The following is a 17372-nucleotide window of genomic DNA, read 5'->3' as shown; positions in this document are numbered from 1 at the left end:
TTTACAATAGAACCTATAAAAGCGAAGAACGGAACTTGCTGATTTACTGAAGCTTTTACAAAAACCTAAAAATTTTATTTGTATTTAGTCTAAATAAGCTTTTATTTCTCGGTTCTTCATTCTACATTTGCTTCATTATTTAAAACAAGTCTAAATAAAAGTACTACTACAATCATGAATCAAAAAATCATTCTGTTGAGCGTTTTCCTGGCGATATTCCAGTTTAGTTTTGCACAATCTACGGGAAGCATAAAGGGAAATATCATCAATAACAGCGGCAATCCTGTTTCAGATGCCAATATAGATATAGAAGGAACCAGCATTGGGACACAATCTAACCGCAACGGAAGTTTTGAGCTTAGAGGAGTTCCTTCAGGAAATTTTACGCTTAGAATTTCTTATGTAGGCTATCAAACCAAAGAATTAGCGGTTTCTGTTCAGGCAAACCAAACCACTACCGTGTCTAATATTATCCTTAGCAGTAAAGAAGAGCAACTTGGGGAAGTAGTACTAAGGGCAAATGGAAATGTAAATGAATTTACCCGTACAAAAAGCGATTATGTCGCTAAACTTCCGCTAAGAGATATTGAGAATCCGCAGGTCTATAATACCATTACTGCAGAATTAATGCAGGAACAGGTAGTTACCAGCTTTGACGATGCAATTAAAAATGCTCCCGGAATTTCAAAACTTTGGGAATCTACCGGAAGGGGAAATGACGGTGCAGGTTACTTTGCCATAAGAGGTTTTGCGGTGCAGCCATCCCTTACAAACGGACTTCCCGGTATCACCAACGGAAGCCCCGATCCTGCTAATATCGAACGTATTGAAGTGGTAAAAGGCCCTTCAGGAACGCTTTACGGCAGCAGCCTTATTTCTTATGGCGGACTTATTAATATCGTCACAAAAATGCCATACAATTACTTTGGCGGAAATATTTCCTACACAATGGGCAGCTTCGGTCTAAACCGAATCACTGCAGATGTTAATACTCCGCTCGATGAAACCGGGGATGTCGCTTTACGTGTAAATACAGCATATCATACTCAGAACAGTTTTCAGGATGCCGGTTTTCAGAAATCACTTTTCGTGGCACCGTCCCTTAGCTATAAAGTAAACGACAGGCTCTCATTTTTAATTAACACGGAATTTTATCAAGGTGAAAGTACCAACCCAACGATGTTATTTGTGGATCGTGGCGCACCGCTAAGAGTGACAAATATTGAAGAACTGGGATATGATCCTGAACGTTCTTACACCAGTAACGACCTTACCCTTAAAAATCCAAATTTCAGCCTGCAGGGGCAGATGAATTATAAACTTTCCGATTCCTGGACTTCTCAAACAGCTGTCTCCAGAGGTTCAGCGAAAGCAAGGGGGCATTATTCTTATTTATATGAAACCACCCAATATGAGCAGGGACTGGAGGAAGTTCCCGGCGAAGTGACAAATCTCGATGAAGGAGTAGTATTTACACGTTATCTCAACGACCAGAATTCTACTACATTAACTACAGACCTTCAGCAAAATTTTATAGGAGATTTTAAAATTGGTGATTTCAGGAATCGTATGGTGGTCGGACTGGATTATTTTAATAGAAAAGTGATTGACAACGGCTCTGGTTATGTTGCCAACGGAAAAGTGTATATAGGTGGCGCCAGCCTTCAGAATGTTAACGAAAGCGTCTTCGGAATTTATGATCCTGAAGCTTACATTACAGATAATGACAGTGGAATTCTTTCTGCAGCGGCGACAAATGATCTTTTGGCAGGTGTAAACAGGAACAGCACGATCACCAAAGAAGATGTTTACAGCGCTTATATTTCTGATGTTTTTAATTTTACCCCACAGCTTTCGGCAATGGCAAGTTTAAGGATTGATCAGTTTGAGAATGAAAGCAACAGCCAGACAGCACTTTCGCCAAAATTTGGAGTAGTATATCAGCCGGTGTTAGACAAAGTGTCGATATTTGCCAATTATATGGATGGATTTAGTAATGTGGCGCCACAAGAAGTAGTGGACAGGGCAAGTGGAGAGAGCAGGACGATCGTTTTTGATCCTGAAACAGCCAGGCAATTTGAAGTTGGTACAAAGCTAAACTTATTAAATAACAGGGTGGCAGCAACTTTTAGTTACTACGACATAGAGGTTGGTAATATCGTTGCCATTTCTGCTGAAAATCCTTTCTCGACAGATTTGCAGGGTGGGCAGCAATACAGCCGCGGATTCGAAGCTAATATAACTGCTGCACCTTTTGATGGTCTAAATCTTATTGCCGGTTACAGCTATAACGACAGCGAAGTGACAGAATCTACTGCAAGTGACGATTTCCTCGGAAGAAGGCCGGAATCTGCAGGTCCTGAAAATCAGGCAAATTTCTGGGCAAGCTACAGGTTCCAGTATGGAAATCTTGATGGCTTCGGTTTCGGTTTTGGAGGAAATTATGCCAGTGAAAATATGATTTTCAACAGGAATCTGGGCGGAGTTTTCACCCTTCCTTCCTACACTGTTTTTAACGCTTCTTTATTCTACAGCGTAGAAAAATTTGCAATTAATCTGAAGCTTAATAACCTTACAGACGAAGAATATTACAACGGTTGGTCTACAATAAACCCGCAAACGCCAAGAAATTTTGCAGCCAGCCTTACCTATAAATTTTAGTTGAGTTAGTTAGTTAATTAGTTAAAGCCGTCCGGAGAAATCCGGACGGTTTTTTAAGTACACAACTGGACCACTGAATCACTTCAGAATAATCTTCAAAAGTTTAAATTTGGAGAATATAAATATCAGCATAAATACCGAAGCGGAAAAAACATACTACCTTCAGGAAATGGATTGGAAAAATCCATCTTTGGCTGGGACTCGCTTCCGGAATTATTGTTTTTATCGTTGCAATTACCGGGTGTATTTATGTTTTTCATGATGAACTTAAAGACCTCACGCAGCCCTGGAGAAAGGTAGCTGTTCAGGATAAAGAGTTTGTGGCGCCCTCTATCCTTCAGCAGAAGGTGGAACAACGTTATCCGGGTTCGGCGCCGGGAATGGTGGTCTACCCGGGAAGAGAAAGACCTGCCTTTGTGTATAGCCTTATTGAGGATGCCGGGTACAATATATATTTTAATCCGTATTCCGCAGAACTTATTCACAGTCAGAAAATTGAAGATGACTTTTTCGCCATTATAGAAAACCTGCATATGTACCTCCTTTTGCCTGAGAAAACTGGTAGGCAGGTGGTTGGGATTTCTACTATCGTTTTTATTGTAATGCTTATTAGCGGAATTATACTTTGGTGGCCGAAAAAAAGAAAGAATTTAAAAAACCGGCTGAAAATAAAGTTTGATGCTAAATGGCGACGGGTGAATTATGACTGGCACAACGTGACCGGGTTATATATTTCTCTGCTTGCATTGATAATTGCCATAACCGGACTTAGTTTTTCCTATGAGTGGATGCATGAAAGCTTCTACGTAATTGGCAATTTTGGAAAGGAATATCCTGAAGAAATTACACCGCCGGTAATAAATACCGGCCTGCCGGCAAATACTTCAATCCCTGCGATAGATGTTGCCATGGAGAAGACATTTGAACTCCTTCCCGGTGCCGGAATGCATTTTGTATGGGAACAAGATCCTAATTCTCCCATTATTACCGGTTCTTATCCCGAAACTTTGGATTATGACCACCAATCCAACTTCTATTTTCATCCTGAAACAGGTGAACTCCTAGAAAAGCATTTATACAATGATAAAAGTGTCGGTTTAAAGCTCCAGGAAATGAATTACGGACTGCATACCGGTCAATATTTTGGTATTACAGGTAAGATAATTGCCTTTTTTGGTAGTCTTTTTATCGCGGCACTCCCGGTGAGCGGTTTTATGATCTGGTGGGGTAGAAAAAATAAGAAAAAGAAGGTAAATTCAGCGGCTAGGAAAAAATATGTTCCTTCAGAAGGAGCTTTTTAACTTCCGGTTAAAAGGAAAAAAAGTAGAGGTCGAAAATTGGCAATTTTCGACCTCTACTTTTTTCAATAACAGGTTTAAAACAAAATAGCATCAACAATACCACCAACTACGGCCAGAAGAATTGCCAGCCAAAGTGAAGGCAGAAAACCTACTGTTTTAAAGTCTTTACTAAGCCGATCTGCCAATTCAATAATTATTGCATTAACAATTACCCTGATTATAAATCCTAATCCAAGGAAGTAGAATATTCCCAGAGTGGCAATATTTAAAACAGCAGTAAGCAGCCAACTTAGCAGGAAACTGAGTACTCCAATGATTAGTGCGACAATTAAAGCAGATTTGAAGCCTTTAAGCTCAACTTTGGACATCATTTTTGCCGCCAGTAAAAGTATTCCGGCATCTATTACAATATGTAGTAACCATTGTATCATATTTCTTTTTTTAGAATTTGTTGTTACGGTTTAAAGGTAAATAATCTATGCTAATCAAGCCTTTGTTTTAGAGTCGCAGGTTTACCATCTGTAAGTACTTCCCAAAGCGCCTTAAAATTTGCCAATTTTTCACGTCGCATAGATCTTGTGGAGGTTTCATAAGAGCGTTTATCTGCAACAAATCCTTTATAGTCCAGGCCTAAGTTCTTCGCAATAAAAATAGTTCTTGGAAGGTGGAATTCTTGCGTCACCACAATCGCACTGGTAATGTTAAAAAGCTTGTTTGCCCTGTACATACTATCGTATGTATCAAAACCTGCATGATCCTGTAAAATTCTGTTTTCAGGAATTCCGTGGCTGAGCAAATAATTTTTCATTGCACTTACTTCGTTGTAATCATCGGTTTTATGATCTCCGGAAACAAGAAATTGTTCTACTTTGTTTTTCTGAAAAAGTTCTATTGCAGTTTCCATTCGATCCTGGAGCACAGGAGAGAGTTTCCCATCAGAATGCACGCTGGCTCCCAAAACAATTACTGTAGTTGCAGGAGGTACTTTTCCTATGTCGCTGTAGATACGTGAAGCCGTATTTTGCTTGAGGAATGCATCAAGACCAAGAACAATTAAACTGGCGACTACCACAAGAATTACTAAAGTAAGGATGGATTTTTTTATCAGCCTCATTTAACCATGAAAATTAAAAACTGACTCGAATATAGTTAATAAAATTTGATGTATAGGTTTAATTTATCCTTATTGTAGGGTCATCCTTTTTTCATTCGCTAAATTAGCAATGTGATAAAAAAACCTGGTGAATATGGGAAATATTAAAGCGCTGGAGTGGCGTTACGCTACAAAAAAGTTTGATTCTGAAAAAATTCTTCCTTCTGAAAAAATTGATATTTTAAAGAAAGCTTTTAATCTTACAGCGACATCTTACGGTCTGCAGCCAATAAAAATGGTAGTTGTAGAAAACAAGAAAATTCAGGAGAAGCTGAAGGGTTATAGTATGAACCAGCAACAAGTAAGCACAGCTTCCCATATTCTGATTATTTGCATAGAAAAGGAAGTGGGTTCCGAATTTATTGAGGATTATTTTACCAGGGTTAAAAGCATCAGGAAAACCCCGGATGAGGTATTAACTCCTTTTAAAGAGTTTCTGGTAAACGATTTTAATTCAAAACCATACAATGAAATTACGCTGTGGTCGGTGAATCAGGCATATCTCGCTTTGGGAACATTGCTTACGGTTTGCGCAACTGAAGAAATTGATGCTTGTCCCATGGAGGGTTTTGAACCGGAAAAATATGATGAATATCTTAATCTGGGAGAACACAATTTAAAATCTGTACTCGTGCTTCCCGTGGGATACCGTGCAGAGGACGATCAATTCTCCAGCTTTAAGAAGGTAAGACGGCCTTTAGAGGACGTAATCATTGAGATTGGCTAATAACTTACATAGTCTGTGATCTCAAGCCCATAACCGACCATTCCCACACGTTTTTTCTGTTGGGAATTAGATAATAATTTCATTTTATGTATTGCCAAATCGTGTAGAATTTGTGCCCCAATACCAAAATCTTTATTGTCCATATTTACAGGAGGAGCTTTTATTTCGCCCTTCTTCTGAATGTCCTTTAATTCTCCCAACCTATTGAGCAGGTTCAGCGATTGATTGGCAGGGTTGATAAAAACAATTGCTCCGCGACCTTCCTCGTTAACAGCACGAAACATTGTATCCAGTTTTTTATCGGCATCATTGGTAAGGGTACCCAGAATATCGTTATTAACCAAAGTAGAATTCATGCGTACCAGAATTTCTTCGTTGGCACTCCAGGTGCCTTTGGTAAGAGCAATGTGTACCTGATTATTAGTGGTTTGCTTGTAAGCCCTTAACCTAAAAGTTCCAAACCTCGTTTCTATATCAAAATCTTCTTTTTTCTCAATTAAAGAATCGTGTTGCATTCTGTAAGCGACAAGATCTTCTATAGAAACTATTTTAAGATCAAACTTACGTGCAACTTCCATTAGCTGAGGTAAGCGGGCCATGCTCCCGTCCTCGTTCATAATTTCAACAATTACACCAGCCGGTGCGTACCCCGCCAGTCTGGCAAAGTCTATGGCAGCTTCAGTATGCCCGGTTCTTCTTAAAACGCCACCTTCCTTTGCTTTCAGCGGAAAAATATGTCCGGGGCGACTTAAATCGTAAGGTTTTACTTCAGGATCAATTAAAGCCTCGATGGTTTTAGCTCTGTCTGATGCCGATATTCCTGTAGTCACCCCTTTTCCTTTAAGGTCCACAGAAATGGTAAAAGCAGTTTCCATAGGATCTGTATTCGTACCAACCATCATGTCCAACTTCAATTCTTTGCATCGGCGTTCGGTGATTGGGGCACAGATAAGTCCTCTCCCGTGTGTTGCCATAAAATTGATCATCTCAGGGGTTACTTTTTCTGCAGCGGCTGCAAAATCTCCTTCATTTTCCCTGTCGATATCATCAACAACAATAATGACTTTTCCGTTGCGGATATCTTCAATAGCATCCTTTATATTATCTAACTTTATAGAATTCAAATTCGCGTTAGTTTCTGGCATTATAGTATATTTTCAGCTTCAAAGATATTTAATCTATTTTGTCTTTGGTCCTTATAATTCCGGCTTTTTTGAGGAGCTTCTTAATGGGTTCAAAAAGGTTATCGAAAGCAAAAAGTCCCTGATCTGTGGTAGCACGGTAAGTAAGGAACATTCCCAGCGGAAGCATAATAAATGTGGGAAGCCAGGTGGCGATAAAAGGGCTGATACTGCCATCTTCAGCAGAATTTTTGGCAAATATCCCTATAAAATGATAGGTGAGAAATAATAATATGGCAACAACCATAGGTAATCCCATTCCTCCCTTTCTAATAATGGCGCCCAGTGGAGCCCCAACAAAGAAGAGGACAAAACAAGCTGCAGCCAAAGCATACTTCTCATGCAAGGCTATTTCGAATTTATTGATCTGGCGGAAACTTACTTTGAATTCCTCCTTTTTCAATTTTAGATGAGATAATGCAGCTTCTGCCGAACTTGTAGCAAAACCGGAGATTTGAGCAGCTTGTTGTGTACTATAAAGATCCAACAGTGATTCTCCAATAGCTATTGTTGTGTCTGCCGGTCTGTAATTAAGCGCAATGGTAGCAGCACCAGAGCGGCTGAACATACTTTCCTTAAAAACTTTTACCTGCTTGTTATAGTCTGTAGAAAAAGAGTCTATACTCTCTCTTAATTCAGAAGTGTTTAGCATGCCTTGCGTGCTGTGGTAATTCTCATCTTCCAGGTCTACATTATTAAATTCTGAAAGGTCGATATTTATCACATATTCTTCGAAATAGCTTTTCGCATAGGGTTTGCTTTTCCTTTTTGCAGCGTCGTTAGGTTGTACTTCATCATAGTAATTTCCGTCTTTAAGGACGAGGGAAAGAACATTTGAGTCGGAACTGCCCACGAGTTCACCTTCCGTAGCTTTCATCACAGTATAATTTCCACTACGGGGGCCTTTTTTGTGAATTATAATGTCGGTTAGGTATTGATCATTGTCCCCGCTTTTTTCGTCAACTTTAATATTTATATCACCAACCTCATTAAAGATGTCTTCACTAATAGCCATTGCCGGCTTGAGTTTAGCAATATTCCTTCTAAGGTTAATAGATTTGAATTCCGCTGCGGGAATTACGTTGTTTGAAAAAAAGAAAGCCGTAAGGCTAACAAAGAATATAAAAATTGTAAGTCCGCTCATTGCTCTTTGCAGAGAAATACCAGAAGATTTCATTGCTGCGAATTCGTAATTTTCAGCAAAACTTCCAAATGTCATAATGGAAGTAAGAAGTATAGTGAGTGGCAGGACCAGAGGCACAAGCTTAGGAGAGAAGTAGAGTAGAAACTTGAAAATTATTTCTACGTCCAGGTCCTTTCCTGCAAGTTCACCAATGTAGAGCCAGATCGTCTGCAATACAAAAATGAACATAAGAATTATAAAAACAGTAAAGAAGGTTTTTAGAAAACTTAATAATATGTACCTGTCAAGTATCTTCAATTTAATCTAACCGATTAATATAATAGCTGGAATATCTGTCTTCATTAAACGTAAAAAGGCTTTGCGCAAGCGGCTGGTCTGTTTTAAAACTTTTTACAGTAATTGTTATTTTGGTGCCGTTATCCTGTGTCTGGATAAGGTTATAAATATGTTTTGTTTGAGAGTCTATTCCTAAAAGTATATCTTTTACTTCGGCGTTACTGTCTTGCGGAATAAGTTTTATATATTGGATTTTTCTGCCTTTTACGTCCTGGGTAATATCCCATTTGTAGTTATAACCTTCTTCATAAAAAGAAAACATTTTTGAAGGTGTGATGTTATTACTATCTTCTTCTACATAAGTTGAAATATTGATTTCTTCATCCTCAGGAATTATCGTGTAGATTTTATTACCGTCGAACATTTGGGTAGTTCCCATTAAGTTTAGAACATATTTATCTCCTTTAATGCTCACGTCTCCGCGGGTTTCCTGACTTAAATTCTCAGCAGTATTTTCCAGTGCGTATTTAAAATCGATTACCATATTATCGTAACCTCTCACTTTAGAAGATACCTCGTTTAATAAAGCTTTTGCTTTGTCAGAATTCTGCGCATTTAAGCCTACGCTGATTAAAATAGAAAATAAAAAGATTAAATTTTTCATTACACTTACATTTTTTCGGACAAAATTTATATTCTGTCCTTTTAACATGCCTAAAAAGGCTTTATTCGTTTAACAATTGGTCAAGTGCCGCTAAATCTGTAATCAATACCTGCCGTGCTTTGCTTCCTTCAAAAGGACCAACGATTCCTGCTGCTTCCAGTTGATCGATAATTCTTCCTGCACGGTTATAACCAAGTTTTAACTTTCGCTGCAGCAAAGAAGCTGAACCTTGTTGTGCTGTAACGATAACCTCGGCAGCTTCCCGAAAGAGCTTGTCTCTCTCGCTCACATCTATATCAACTCCTGTGCCATTATCCTCCCCTTCGTAAGCTGGCAGAAGGTGAGCATCTGGATATGCTTTTTGTGAACCAATAAATTCAGTAATCTTATCAACTTCGGGAGTATCTACAAAAGCACATTGCAAACGTTTCATTTCGCTACCCTGCGTGAAAAGCATATCACCCCGACCAATTAATTGATCTGCTCCCTGACTGTCCAAAATCGTACGTGAATCGATTTTTGAAGTTACACGAAACGCTATCCTGGCGGGGAAGTTTGCTTTTATAATACCCGTTATTACGTTTACCGAAGGTCGTTGTGTGGCAATTATAAGATGGATTCCCACAGCACGGGCGAGTTGTGCCAGTCGGGCAATTGGAGTTTCCACCTCTTTTCCCGCTGTCATAATTAAATCTGCAAACTCATCTACCACAAGTACGATATATGGCAAAAAGTGATGCCCGTCTTCAGGATTAAGTTTCCTGTTTTTAAATTTTACATTGTACTCTTTGAGGTTACGAACCATTGCGTTTTTCAGCATTTCGTAACGATTATCCATTTCGGTACAAAGAGAATTTAAAGTATGGATAACCTTAGTATTGTCAGTAATAATAGCTTCTTCAGTATCGGGTAACTTGGCCAGATAATGTCTCTCGATTTTATTAAAAAGCGTAAGTTCTACTTTCTTTGGGTCTACCAGTACAAATTTGACTTCTGCAGGATGTTTGCTATACAAAAGCGAGGTGAGGATGGCATTTAGACCAACAGATTTACCCTGTCCCGTTGCACCTGCCATTAGCATGTGAGGCATTTTTGCAAGGTCTACTACAAAAGTTTCATTCGAAATTGTTTTTCCCAAAGCCATGGGAAGTTCCATCTCGGCATTCTGAAATTTAGGCGAGGCAATAACCGAACGCATTGAAACGATTGTAGAGTTTTTGTTCGGAACTTCAATACCAATTGTTCCTTTACCCGGAATAGGAGCAATAATCCTTATTCCGAGCGCTGAAAGAGACAACGCAATATCATCTTCCAGGTTTTTAATTTTTGAAATCCTGATTCCTGCTTCGGGAACAATTTCGTATAAGGTCACTGTAGGACCTACCGTAGCTTTTATTTGGGCAATTTCTATCTTGTAATTGCGCAAAGTTTCTACAATACGATTTTTATTTTCTTCAAGTTCCTGCTGGTTTACAGTAATGCCTCCTCCATAATCTTTTAGCAAATCCAGCGTCGGGAATTTATAATTGCTTAGCTCCAGAGTAGGATCAAATTCACCAAAATCGCTTACCAGCTTTTTGCTTAAATTATCTTCTACTTCATCTTCTTCAGGAGGTGTTTCGACCTCCATTTCTACCTCGTCGTTTTGCTCTTTCTTTCGAGAAGGAGTAACTGTTGGCGTAGCTTTCTTTTCTTCCGGTGTTACTGTTTCCAGTTTTATTTCTGAAGCAGATTCTTCTTCAGCTTTCTGCTTTTTAAGAATTACTTCTTCCTTCCAGTCTTTCTCTTCTTCTGTTTCTGAAATATCTCCGCCAGATTTCTTGTCGAATTCAGATTGAAAATCCTTTTTAGACTTCTTGACGTAACTTCCAATAAGCTCTGGAGTAACTTTTAATCGAAGGGTGAGATAGACCATAAAAAGGAATGTCATGAGCAAGACAGTTCCAAAGAACCCCAAATAATCCTGAAGGTAATCGTTTATTTCATAACCAATTCTTCCTCCCAGCAAAGGATTTTCTTCCGCAAAGAACCCTAAAAAAAGTGAAAGCCATATCATTACAAGTATACCCCAAAACCAGAATTTTTGAAGGTTACTTCTTTTAAAATTAAAGAAGAGGTAAACACCGGTAAGGCCTATAAGAAAGGAAATAACAAAGGCGGCAATGCCAAAGCCCTGGTAAATAAAGAAGTCACTAATAACGGCTCCAAATTTACTAAGCCAGTTCTTTGATTCGATTTGCCGGTCTGCCAGGTGATCCAAAGAAGACTGGTCTGCCTGCCAATTGAACAAAAAAGAGATGAAAGCTACAAGTAAAGCCAATCCAAACAACATTAAAAAACTTCCAAGAACCACTTTTTGTTGCCTGTTCAGCTTAAAAGTGAATTTGGAGGTTTTATTTGCAGGATTTTTTCTGGTTTTAGCTTTCTTTTTAGCCATATATGATTTGGAGTATTTCGGCAAAAATACAAATTAGCCTCATCTAAAATAAGGAAAAGCTTTAGGTATTTAAAATTAACATTTTTAGCCGTAAATATTGCCGTAGGACGATGGCTAATTTGGAATTTCAGCAATAGTGTAAATTGAATATTAGAAATTTGGGTAACGCACCTTCAAATCTTCAAGAAAGTACAGAACTTAATCGAGAATTATAGTGCGAAAATTGGGTATTTTAAAGTATAATCTTTTCCGCCAATATAATTGCCTAAAAAAGGACTAAAAACAGGTTCAAAAACGCCAATTTTCGATAGAAAAAAGCGAATATTAGCAATTTTTGCCGTTAACTTTAATAAACAGCTTTATGTCTGGCCAAACCTCCCGTTTGTTTACTTAAATCTGCTTTTTCTTCTGAATTAAACCGAAAAAGCATCAACCTGTAATTGAAGAAGATAGAGGCTAAAGGTGGTGCCGCAAAAATGTCAATTATCGGCATGCTAATTCTTAAGGTAATCCAAAAGCGGATTTATAAACCGGTCAAAAGCTTCAATATGTGGAAGGTGACCCACATCTTTAATTTCTACAAGTTTTGCGTTAGGAATTTTGTTCCTGGTTTCTTCCCCAAGCTGGTCATAAAGACCCATAGTGGCTTTTACCTCTTCTGAAACCAGGTTTTTTCCAAGTGCGGTGCGGTCGCGGGTACCAATGATTAAAAGCGTGGGAACCTTTAATTCACTAAATTCATAGACCACAGGTTGGGTAAGAATCATGTCGTAAGTAAGCGCGGCATTCCAGGCGATAATAGGATAATTTTCACTGAGTGTCCAGCCGGCTAAAAGTTTTGCCCATTCGGCATAATCTTCGTTCCAGTCTCCGGCGTAATAGCTTTCCTTCTGATAATTTTTAATGGCTTCATAATCTTTCTTTAGCTCTTGTTTGTACCAGTCGTTTACACTCTGATATGGAATTTTCAGCTTCCAGTCTTCCAGGCCTATAGGGTTTACCAGGATTAAGCTTTCGGTGACTTCAGGGTACATTAAGGCAAAGCGAGTGGCGAGCATTCCTCCCATAGAATGTCCTAGAACGCTCATTTTTTCTATTTCCAAAGAATCTGCGAGCTTTTTTGTGTTTAAAGCCAGTTGCTGAAAAGTATACTGGAAGTGATTTGGTTTACTGGATTTCCCGAAGCCAATCTGGTCTGGAACCAAAACATCAAATCCTTCAGCCGAAAGTGCTTCTATAGTCGTTTCCCAATAAGCGCCATTAAAATTCTTTCCGTGGAGCAGCATTATAGTTTCTCCATTAGGATTTTCGGCTTCAATAAACATATAAGCCATTTCATATATTTCCTGCTGTGCATTTACCTCAAAAAAATCTACCGAATAAGGATATTCGTAACTTGTAAGCCGCAAATCCAGTTCCTGCAGATCTTCTGTTTCCTGGGAAATTACCGGGAGAAAAGAAAGAACTGCAAAGAGGATATTATAATATTTCTTCAGCATAACAAGTAATTTTAATTTTAGTCACAGAAAACTACGGAAAGATGTAAGGAAAATAAATAAATCCTGCGATAATAACAGCAACAACAGCTGCAAAAAATACTCCTCCTGCAGCAACGTCTTTAATATGTCCAATTTTACTATGGAAATCCGGATGAACAAAATCTGCCATAGCTTCTACAGCGGTATTTAGACCTTCTGCACCCATAACAAGACCAATAGCAGTGATCTGAAAAAGCCATTCTGTTCTGGTAATATCAAAAACGAGTCCGGCAATAGTTACAGCAATAGCTATTACAAACTGCACCTGGATACTTGGTTCGTGTTTTAATAACAACCACGCACCCTTCATTGCATAGCCTCCTCCTCTAATACGTTTTCCGAGGAAACTGTCTCTCATTATAAAAGCGTTTTAAGCGCCGAAAGATAATCTGGTTCTTCAGCAATATCTGCTACCTGTTGGCTATGGATTACATTACCATTTTCATCCAGAACAATTACAACCCGGGACAATAATCCTTCCAGAGGACCATCTAACATCTCAAGGCCATAATCTTTCCCGAAATTTCTCTCCCTAAAGTCTGATAAATTGACAACGTTTTCCAGTCCTTCATCATTTACAAAACGCTTTTGAGCAAAAGGTAAATCTCTGGAAATACAGAGTACTACTGTGTTCTTTAAATCTGAAGCTCTTTGGTTAAAGTTTCTTACAGAAGTTGCACAAACTCCTGTGTCTATACTTGGAAATATATTCATGACCACACGTTTTCCTTTAAAATCATTTAAAGTCGCTGTGGAAAGGTCTGATTTTACCAATTCAAAATGTGGGGCTCTTTCATCTTTGGCAGGAAGATCACCGTAAGTTGTGACTTTTTCTCCCTTGAAAGTTATCTGTGACATAAGTAATTTTTTTTGAAACATAAATTTAGGATTAAACTCTTTGAGTAATACTAAAATTATCATAAAACAGAAAAGGCTGCTTTTAACTAAAAGCAGCCTTTTTTCAACTTGTGTTTTCATGATAAAAAGCGGTCTACTTATCTATAGAACCTAATACTTTTTTCACAAAATTATTTGCAGCGTCCATTTCAGAATCGCCATTTTCTATCATTTTATGAACCTCAACGGCTCCACAAAGATTGGTAAGTAATTCTCCAATTACATCCATTTCCTCGTCAGAAACAGATCTGTGCTCGGTGAAGTTTTCCAAAACTTCAATGGTGTTTTCCAGTTTTTCAACTTCGTTATTGCGTTGAAGGTGTTTAATTACCGGTAACTTCATTTACTAAGTCTTTTAATGGTTCAAATTTATTGGTTTGAACCTGGTTCACGAAAGTTCCACTTTTAAAGGTTGCGAAAGTTGGAAGGTTGTTTACGTTAGCCATTTTTCTTGACTCCGGAAATTTTTCGGCATCTACCATTAAGAATTTTACATTCTCGTTTTCTGAAGCCAGTTTTTTAAACTTTGGCTTCATTAACCGGCAGTTACCGCACCATCCAGCCATGTATTGCACAACAACCGTATCATTATCAGCAACTATTTCGCTTAGATTATCGCTTTCAATTTCTTTTACCATAACAGTCTTTCTCCTTTTTTAGTTTACGCTTAGGTAAGAAGCAACGCCTTCTCTGTTTGCGTTCATTCCTTCTTTACCTTCTTCCCAGTTTGCAGGACATACTTCTCCTTTTTCCTGTACGTGAGTATAAGCATCTATTAAACGAAGAAATTCCTTTACGTTTCTACCAAGTGGCATGTGGTTAACACCTTCATGGAAGATCGTTCCTTCTTCGTCTATAAGATAAGTTGCACGATAAGTAACATTGTCACCCTCTACAGTTAAATCTCCTGTTTCCTCATCGTAAGATTCGTTAGAGATATCAAGTATACCTAATCTTGAGCTAAGATTTCTGTTGGAATCTGCAAGAATTGGATAAGTCACTCCTTCAATCCCTCCGTTATCCTTAGGCGTGTTTAACCATGCAAAGTGAACCTCGGGAGTATCACAGGAAGCACCTATTACCATTACATTTCTTTTTTCAAATTCTTCCATTGCTTCCTGAAAAGCGTGAAGTTCTGTAGGGCAAACGAAGGTAAAATCCTTGGGATACCAAAAAAGAAGTACTTTTTTGTTATTCTTCTGAGCTTCTTCAAGAATGTTGATCTTAAAAGTGTCGCCCATCTCATTCATTGCGTTAACGCTTAAATTTGGAAATTTTCTTCCTACTAATGCCATAGTATAACTGATTTTTAAAGTTTGTTTTTGTTTTTTAAATCTGCTGCAAATTTAGAGAATGAGTGCAGTAAATAAAGGATTTGAAATTTTAATTCTTTATGCAATAATAGGATTTCATTATGATTATTAAAATAGAAAATAGAATAATTCTATTTTACCTCAAAACCACTGTGAAATTAGGAAGTTTGAATTTTTTATGCGACAGATTTCTCCTTTAATTCCCTGATTTTTATGTTAAAAGCAGCAAATATGAGGGTCATAAACGGACTCAGGTAATTGAAGAATGCATAGCCAAAATAAGAAAGTACAGGTACACCTAATACTCCGCTATGATATGCACCGCAGGTATTCCATGGAACGAGTACCGACGTTACGGTTCCTGAATCTTCCAGGGACCGGCTTAAGTTTTCAGGAGCAAGTCCCTTATCCCGGTATGCCTGGGCAAACATTTTTCCCGGCACAACAATAGCGAGGTATTGATCTGAAGCAGTTAAATTAAGCGCGAGACAGCTAAAAACCGTACTTGCAAATAACCCGAAAACAGTGTTGAACATATCTAAAAGCGCTTTGCTGATTCTTGCCAGTGCGCCAATGGCTTCCATTATCCCTCCAAAGACCATGGCGCAGATAATTAACCAGATCGTGCCCAGCATACCGGCCATTCCGCCGGAAGAGAAAAGATCGTTCAAGTTTTCGTTACTGGTTTCTACTGCGGTATCTACAGTAATGGCTTGCATAATTCCCCGGTAACCACTTATAAAATCAAGATTTTCGGTACCCGCGATTTGCGCAACAATATTCGGCTGAAAAATCAGTGCGGCAAGGGCTCCCAGTAAAGTTCCGATTAAAAGGGCAATTAAAGGCGATGTCTTTTTTACAATTAGAGCAATAACTATTACCGGAACTAAAAAGAGCCAGGGCGAAATTCTGAAAGATTGTTCTATAGAACCTAAAATAGCCGAAGTATCGGTAGTTCCTGAAGTATCAATATTAAACCCTATAATTACAAAAATAATAAGTGTAATAATAATTGTCGGCACTGTGGTGAGGGTCATATACCGAATGTGGGTAAACAAATCTGTCCCGGCCATGGCAGGTGCCAGGTTGGTAGTATCGCTTAACGGAGAAAGTTTATCTCCAAAATAAGCTCCTGAAAGTATTGCCCCAGCCGTCATTCCTACAGAAATTCCTAATGCTTCGGCAATTCCTATAAGCGCAATCCCCACGGTAGCCGAAGTGGTCCAGCTACTTCCCGTGGCGACAGAGATAACAGCACAAATAACCACGCAGGCGGCCAGGAATATAGTCGGATTAAGAATTTGAAGACCATAATAAATCATGGTGGGTATAATGCCGCTAACCATCCAGGTTCCGGCAAGTGCACCAACCATTAATAGAATTAAAATTGCCCCTGTGGTACTCTGTATATTTCCGGCAACTTCATCTATCATTTTATCATAGTCTACCTTATTAAAGTACCCTACAATTGCTGCAACGGCACCACCCAAAAGAAGAATAAACTGATTGGAACCATCAAGCGCCGCATCTTTAAAAACAAAAACATTAAAAGCCAGCATGGCAATAAGTGCAAAGACCGGGATCATTGCTTCCCCAATACTCAGCTCCCTGTTTTTTTCGATTTTTTCATTTTTAAAGGAGGTATTTTCGTTTTCCATCAGGTGTTTAGAATTTCTTAAGTGTAGGTGAGAGAAATATTTATTGTAGCAAGAACGGCTCGTTATATAAAAAATAACCCCTTCAGTGCTTTATGTACTCTCTCTTTACCTGTTTAGCCTGTAATGTTACGATTTTAAACAAAAATGAGCAAGTATTAATATTCTTCCGGAAAAACGTGAAGAAGAAAGATGATTCATTTCCACAATTTTTTTCGATGCTCCTCCGTTACTTTTTGGATATGTCAGAAAGAGATGTCTCCATTTGAAAAACACTTATATTATTAAGTATTTTTCACTAATTACATAATTAAGTAGTTGTAGCCAACACAGTAGTTCTTAAAATTTTACAAAGCCGCTCTGCAACGTTGTTCATTGAAGAGAATAGTCGTACTTTTGTGACCAATTTGTTAAAAAATCAACAT

At 38.4% G+C, this 17372-nt stretch carries 16 protein-coding genes; 3 read left to right on the top strand and 13 right to left on the bottom strand.

Annotated features, from left to right (window positions below; translation table 11 throughout):
• Positions 1-174 precede the first annotated feature (174 nt).
• Positions 175-2661, top strand: coding sequence for a TonB-dependent receptor (locus RM545_RS04865; RefSeq protein WP_311494197.1), 2487 nt, complete (start codon positions 175-177; stop codon positions 2659-2661).
• A 134-nt stretch (positions 2662-2795) separates the two neighbouring features.
• Positions 2796-3962 (top strand): PepSY-associated TM helix domain-containing protein, encoded by a 1167-nt coding sequence (locus RM545_RS04860; RefSeq protein ID WP_311494256.1) that lies wholly within the window; start codon positions 2796-2798, stop codon positions 3960-3962.
• 74 nt (positions 3963-4036) lie between these two features.
• Here RM545_RS04860 and RM545_RS04855 read toward each other — a convergent pair whose 3' ends face one another.
• On the bottom strand, positions 4037-4393 hold the full coding sequence (locus RM545_RS04855) for a phage holin family protein (protein WP_311494196.1): 357 nt from the start codon (positions 4391-4393) through the stop codon (positions 4037-4039).
• 50 nt (positions 4394-4443) lie between these two features.
• Positions 4444-5076 (bottom strand): SanA/YdcF family protein, encoded by a 633-nt coding sequence (locus RM545_RS04850; RefSeq protein ID WP_311494195.1) that lies wholly within the window; start codon positions 5074-5076, stop codon positions 4444-4446.
• Positions 5077-5209: 133 nt separating this feature from the next.
• Here RM545_RS04850 and RM545_RS04845 point away from each other — a divergent pair, with 133 nt between their 5' ends.
• Positions 5210-5842 (top strand): NAD(P)H-dependent oxidoreductase, encoded by a 633-nt coding sequence (locus tag RM545_RS04845; RefSeq protein ID WP_311494194.1) that lies wholly within the window; start codon positions 5210-5212, stop codon positions 5840-5842.
• On the opposite strand, the gene ribB is transcribed toward RM545_RS04845, so the two are convergent.
• The 11 genes from ribB to nhaC form a co-directional block, all read right to left on the bottom strand.
• Complete coding sequence (gene ribB, locus RM545_RS04840; RefSeq protein ID WP_311494193.1) at positions 5839-6987, bottom strand: 3,4-dihydroxy-2-butanone-4-phosphate synthase; 1149 nt, start codon at positions 6985-6987, stop codon at positions 5839-5841. The genes RM545_RS04845 and ribB overlap by 4 nt on opposite strands.
• A 28-nt stretch (positions 6988-7015) precedes the next feature.
• Positions 7016-8395, bottom strand: coding sequence for an LptF/LptG family permease (locus RM545_RS04835; RefSeq protein WP_432264572.1), 1380 nt, complete (start codon positions 8393-8395; stop codon positions 7016-7018).
• Between the two features lie 70 nt (positions 8396-8465).
• Positions 8466-9107: an outer membrane lipoprotein periplasmic chaperone LolA1 gene (gene lolA1 / locus RM545_RS04830; RefSeq protein WP_311494191.1), complete on the bottom strand. Its 642-nt coding sequence runs from the start codon at positions 9105-9107 to the stop codon at positions 8466-8468.
• A 61-nt stretch (positions 9108-9168) separates the two neighbouring features.
• Positions 9169-11544, bottom strand: coding sequence for a DNA translocase FtsK (locus tag RM545_RS04825; RefSeq protein ID WP_311494190.1), 2376 nt, complete (start codon positions 11542-11544; stop codon positions 9169-9171).
• Positions 11545-12038: 494 nt separating this feature from the next.
• Positions 12039-13043 (bottom strand): alpha/beta fold hydrolase, encoded by a 1005-nt coding sequence (locus RM545_RS04820; RefSeq protein ID WP_311494189.1) that lies wholly within the window; start codon positions 13041-13043, stop codon positions 12039-12041.
• Between the two features lie 31 nt (positions 13044-13074).
• A complete protein-coding gene (locus RM545_RS04815; protein WP_311494188.1) occupies positions 13075-13440 on the bottom strand; it encodes a diacylglycerol kinase in 366 nt (121 codons plus the stop codon).
• The gene (tpx, locus tag RM545_RS04810; RefSeq protein WP_311494187.1) at positions 13440-13940 is read right to left on the bottom strand and encodes a thiol peroxidase; all 501 of its coding nucleotides are present in this window, start codon (positions 13938-13940) and stop codon (positions 13440-13442) included. Before tpx ends, RM545_RS04815 begins: the two co-directional genes overlap by 1 nt.
• A gap of 133 nt (positions 13941-14073) precedes the next feature.
• The gene (locus RM545_RS04805) at positions 14074-14322 is read right to left on the bottom strand and encodes a DUF6952 family protein (RefSeq protein WP_311485739.1); all 249 of its coding nucleotides are present in this window, start codon (positions 14320-14322) and stop codon (positions 14074-14076) included.
• Positions 14303-14617 carry a thioredoxin family protein gene (locus RM545_RS04800; protein WP_311485740.1) on the bottom strand — a complete coding sequence of 105 codons (315 nt, stop codon included), beginning with the start codon at positions 14615-14617 and terminating at the stop codon, positions 14303-14305. Before RM545_RS04800 ends, RM545_RS04805 begins: the two co-directional genes overlap by 20 nt.
• A gap of 18 nt (positions 14618-14635) precedes the next feature.
• Entirely contained in the window at positions 14636-15274 is a 639-nt protein-coding gene (locus RM545_RS04795) for a peroxiredoxin (RefSeq protein ID WP_311494186.1), read from the bottom strand.
• 194 nt (positions 15275-15468) lie between these two features.
• Positions 15469-16950 carry a Na+/H+ antiporter NhaC gene (gene nhaC, locus RM545_RS04790; RefSeq protein WP_311494185.1) on the bottom strand — a complete coding sequence of 494 codons (1482 nt, stop codon included), beginning with the start codon at positions 16948-16950 and terminating at the stop codon, positions 15469-15471.
• Positions 16951-17372: the final 422 nt, after the last annotated feature.

This window comes from Autumnicola lenta, from assembly GCF_031846515.1.
GTDB lineage: Bacteria > Bacteroidota > Bacteroidia > Flavobacteriales > Flavobacteriaceae > Autumnicola > Autumnicola lenta.
Note: the sequence above shows the minus strand (reverse complement) of the source record. Positions and strands in the feature narration are given on the sequence as shown.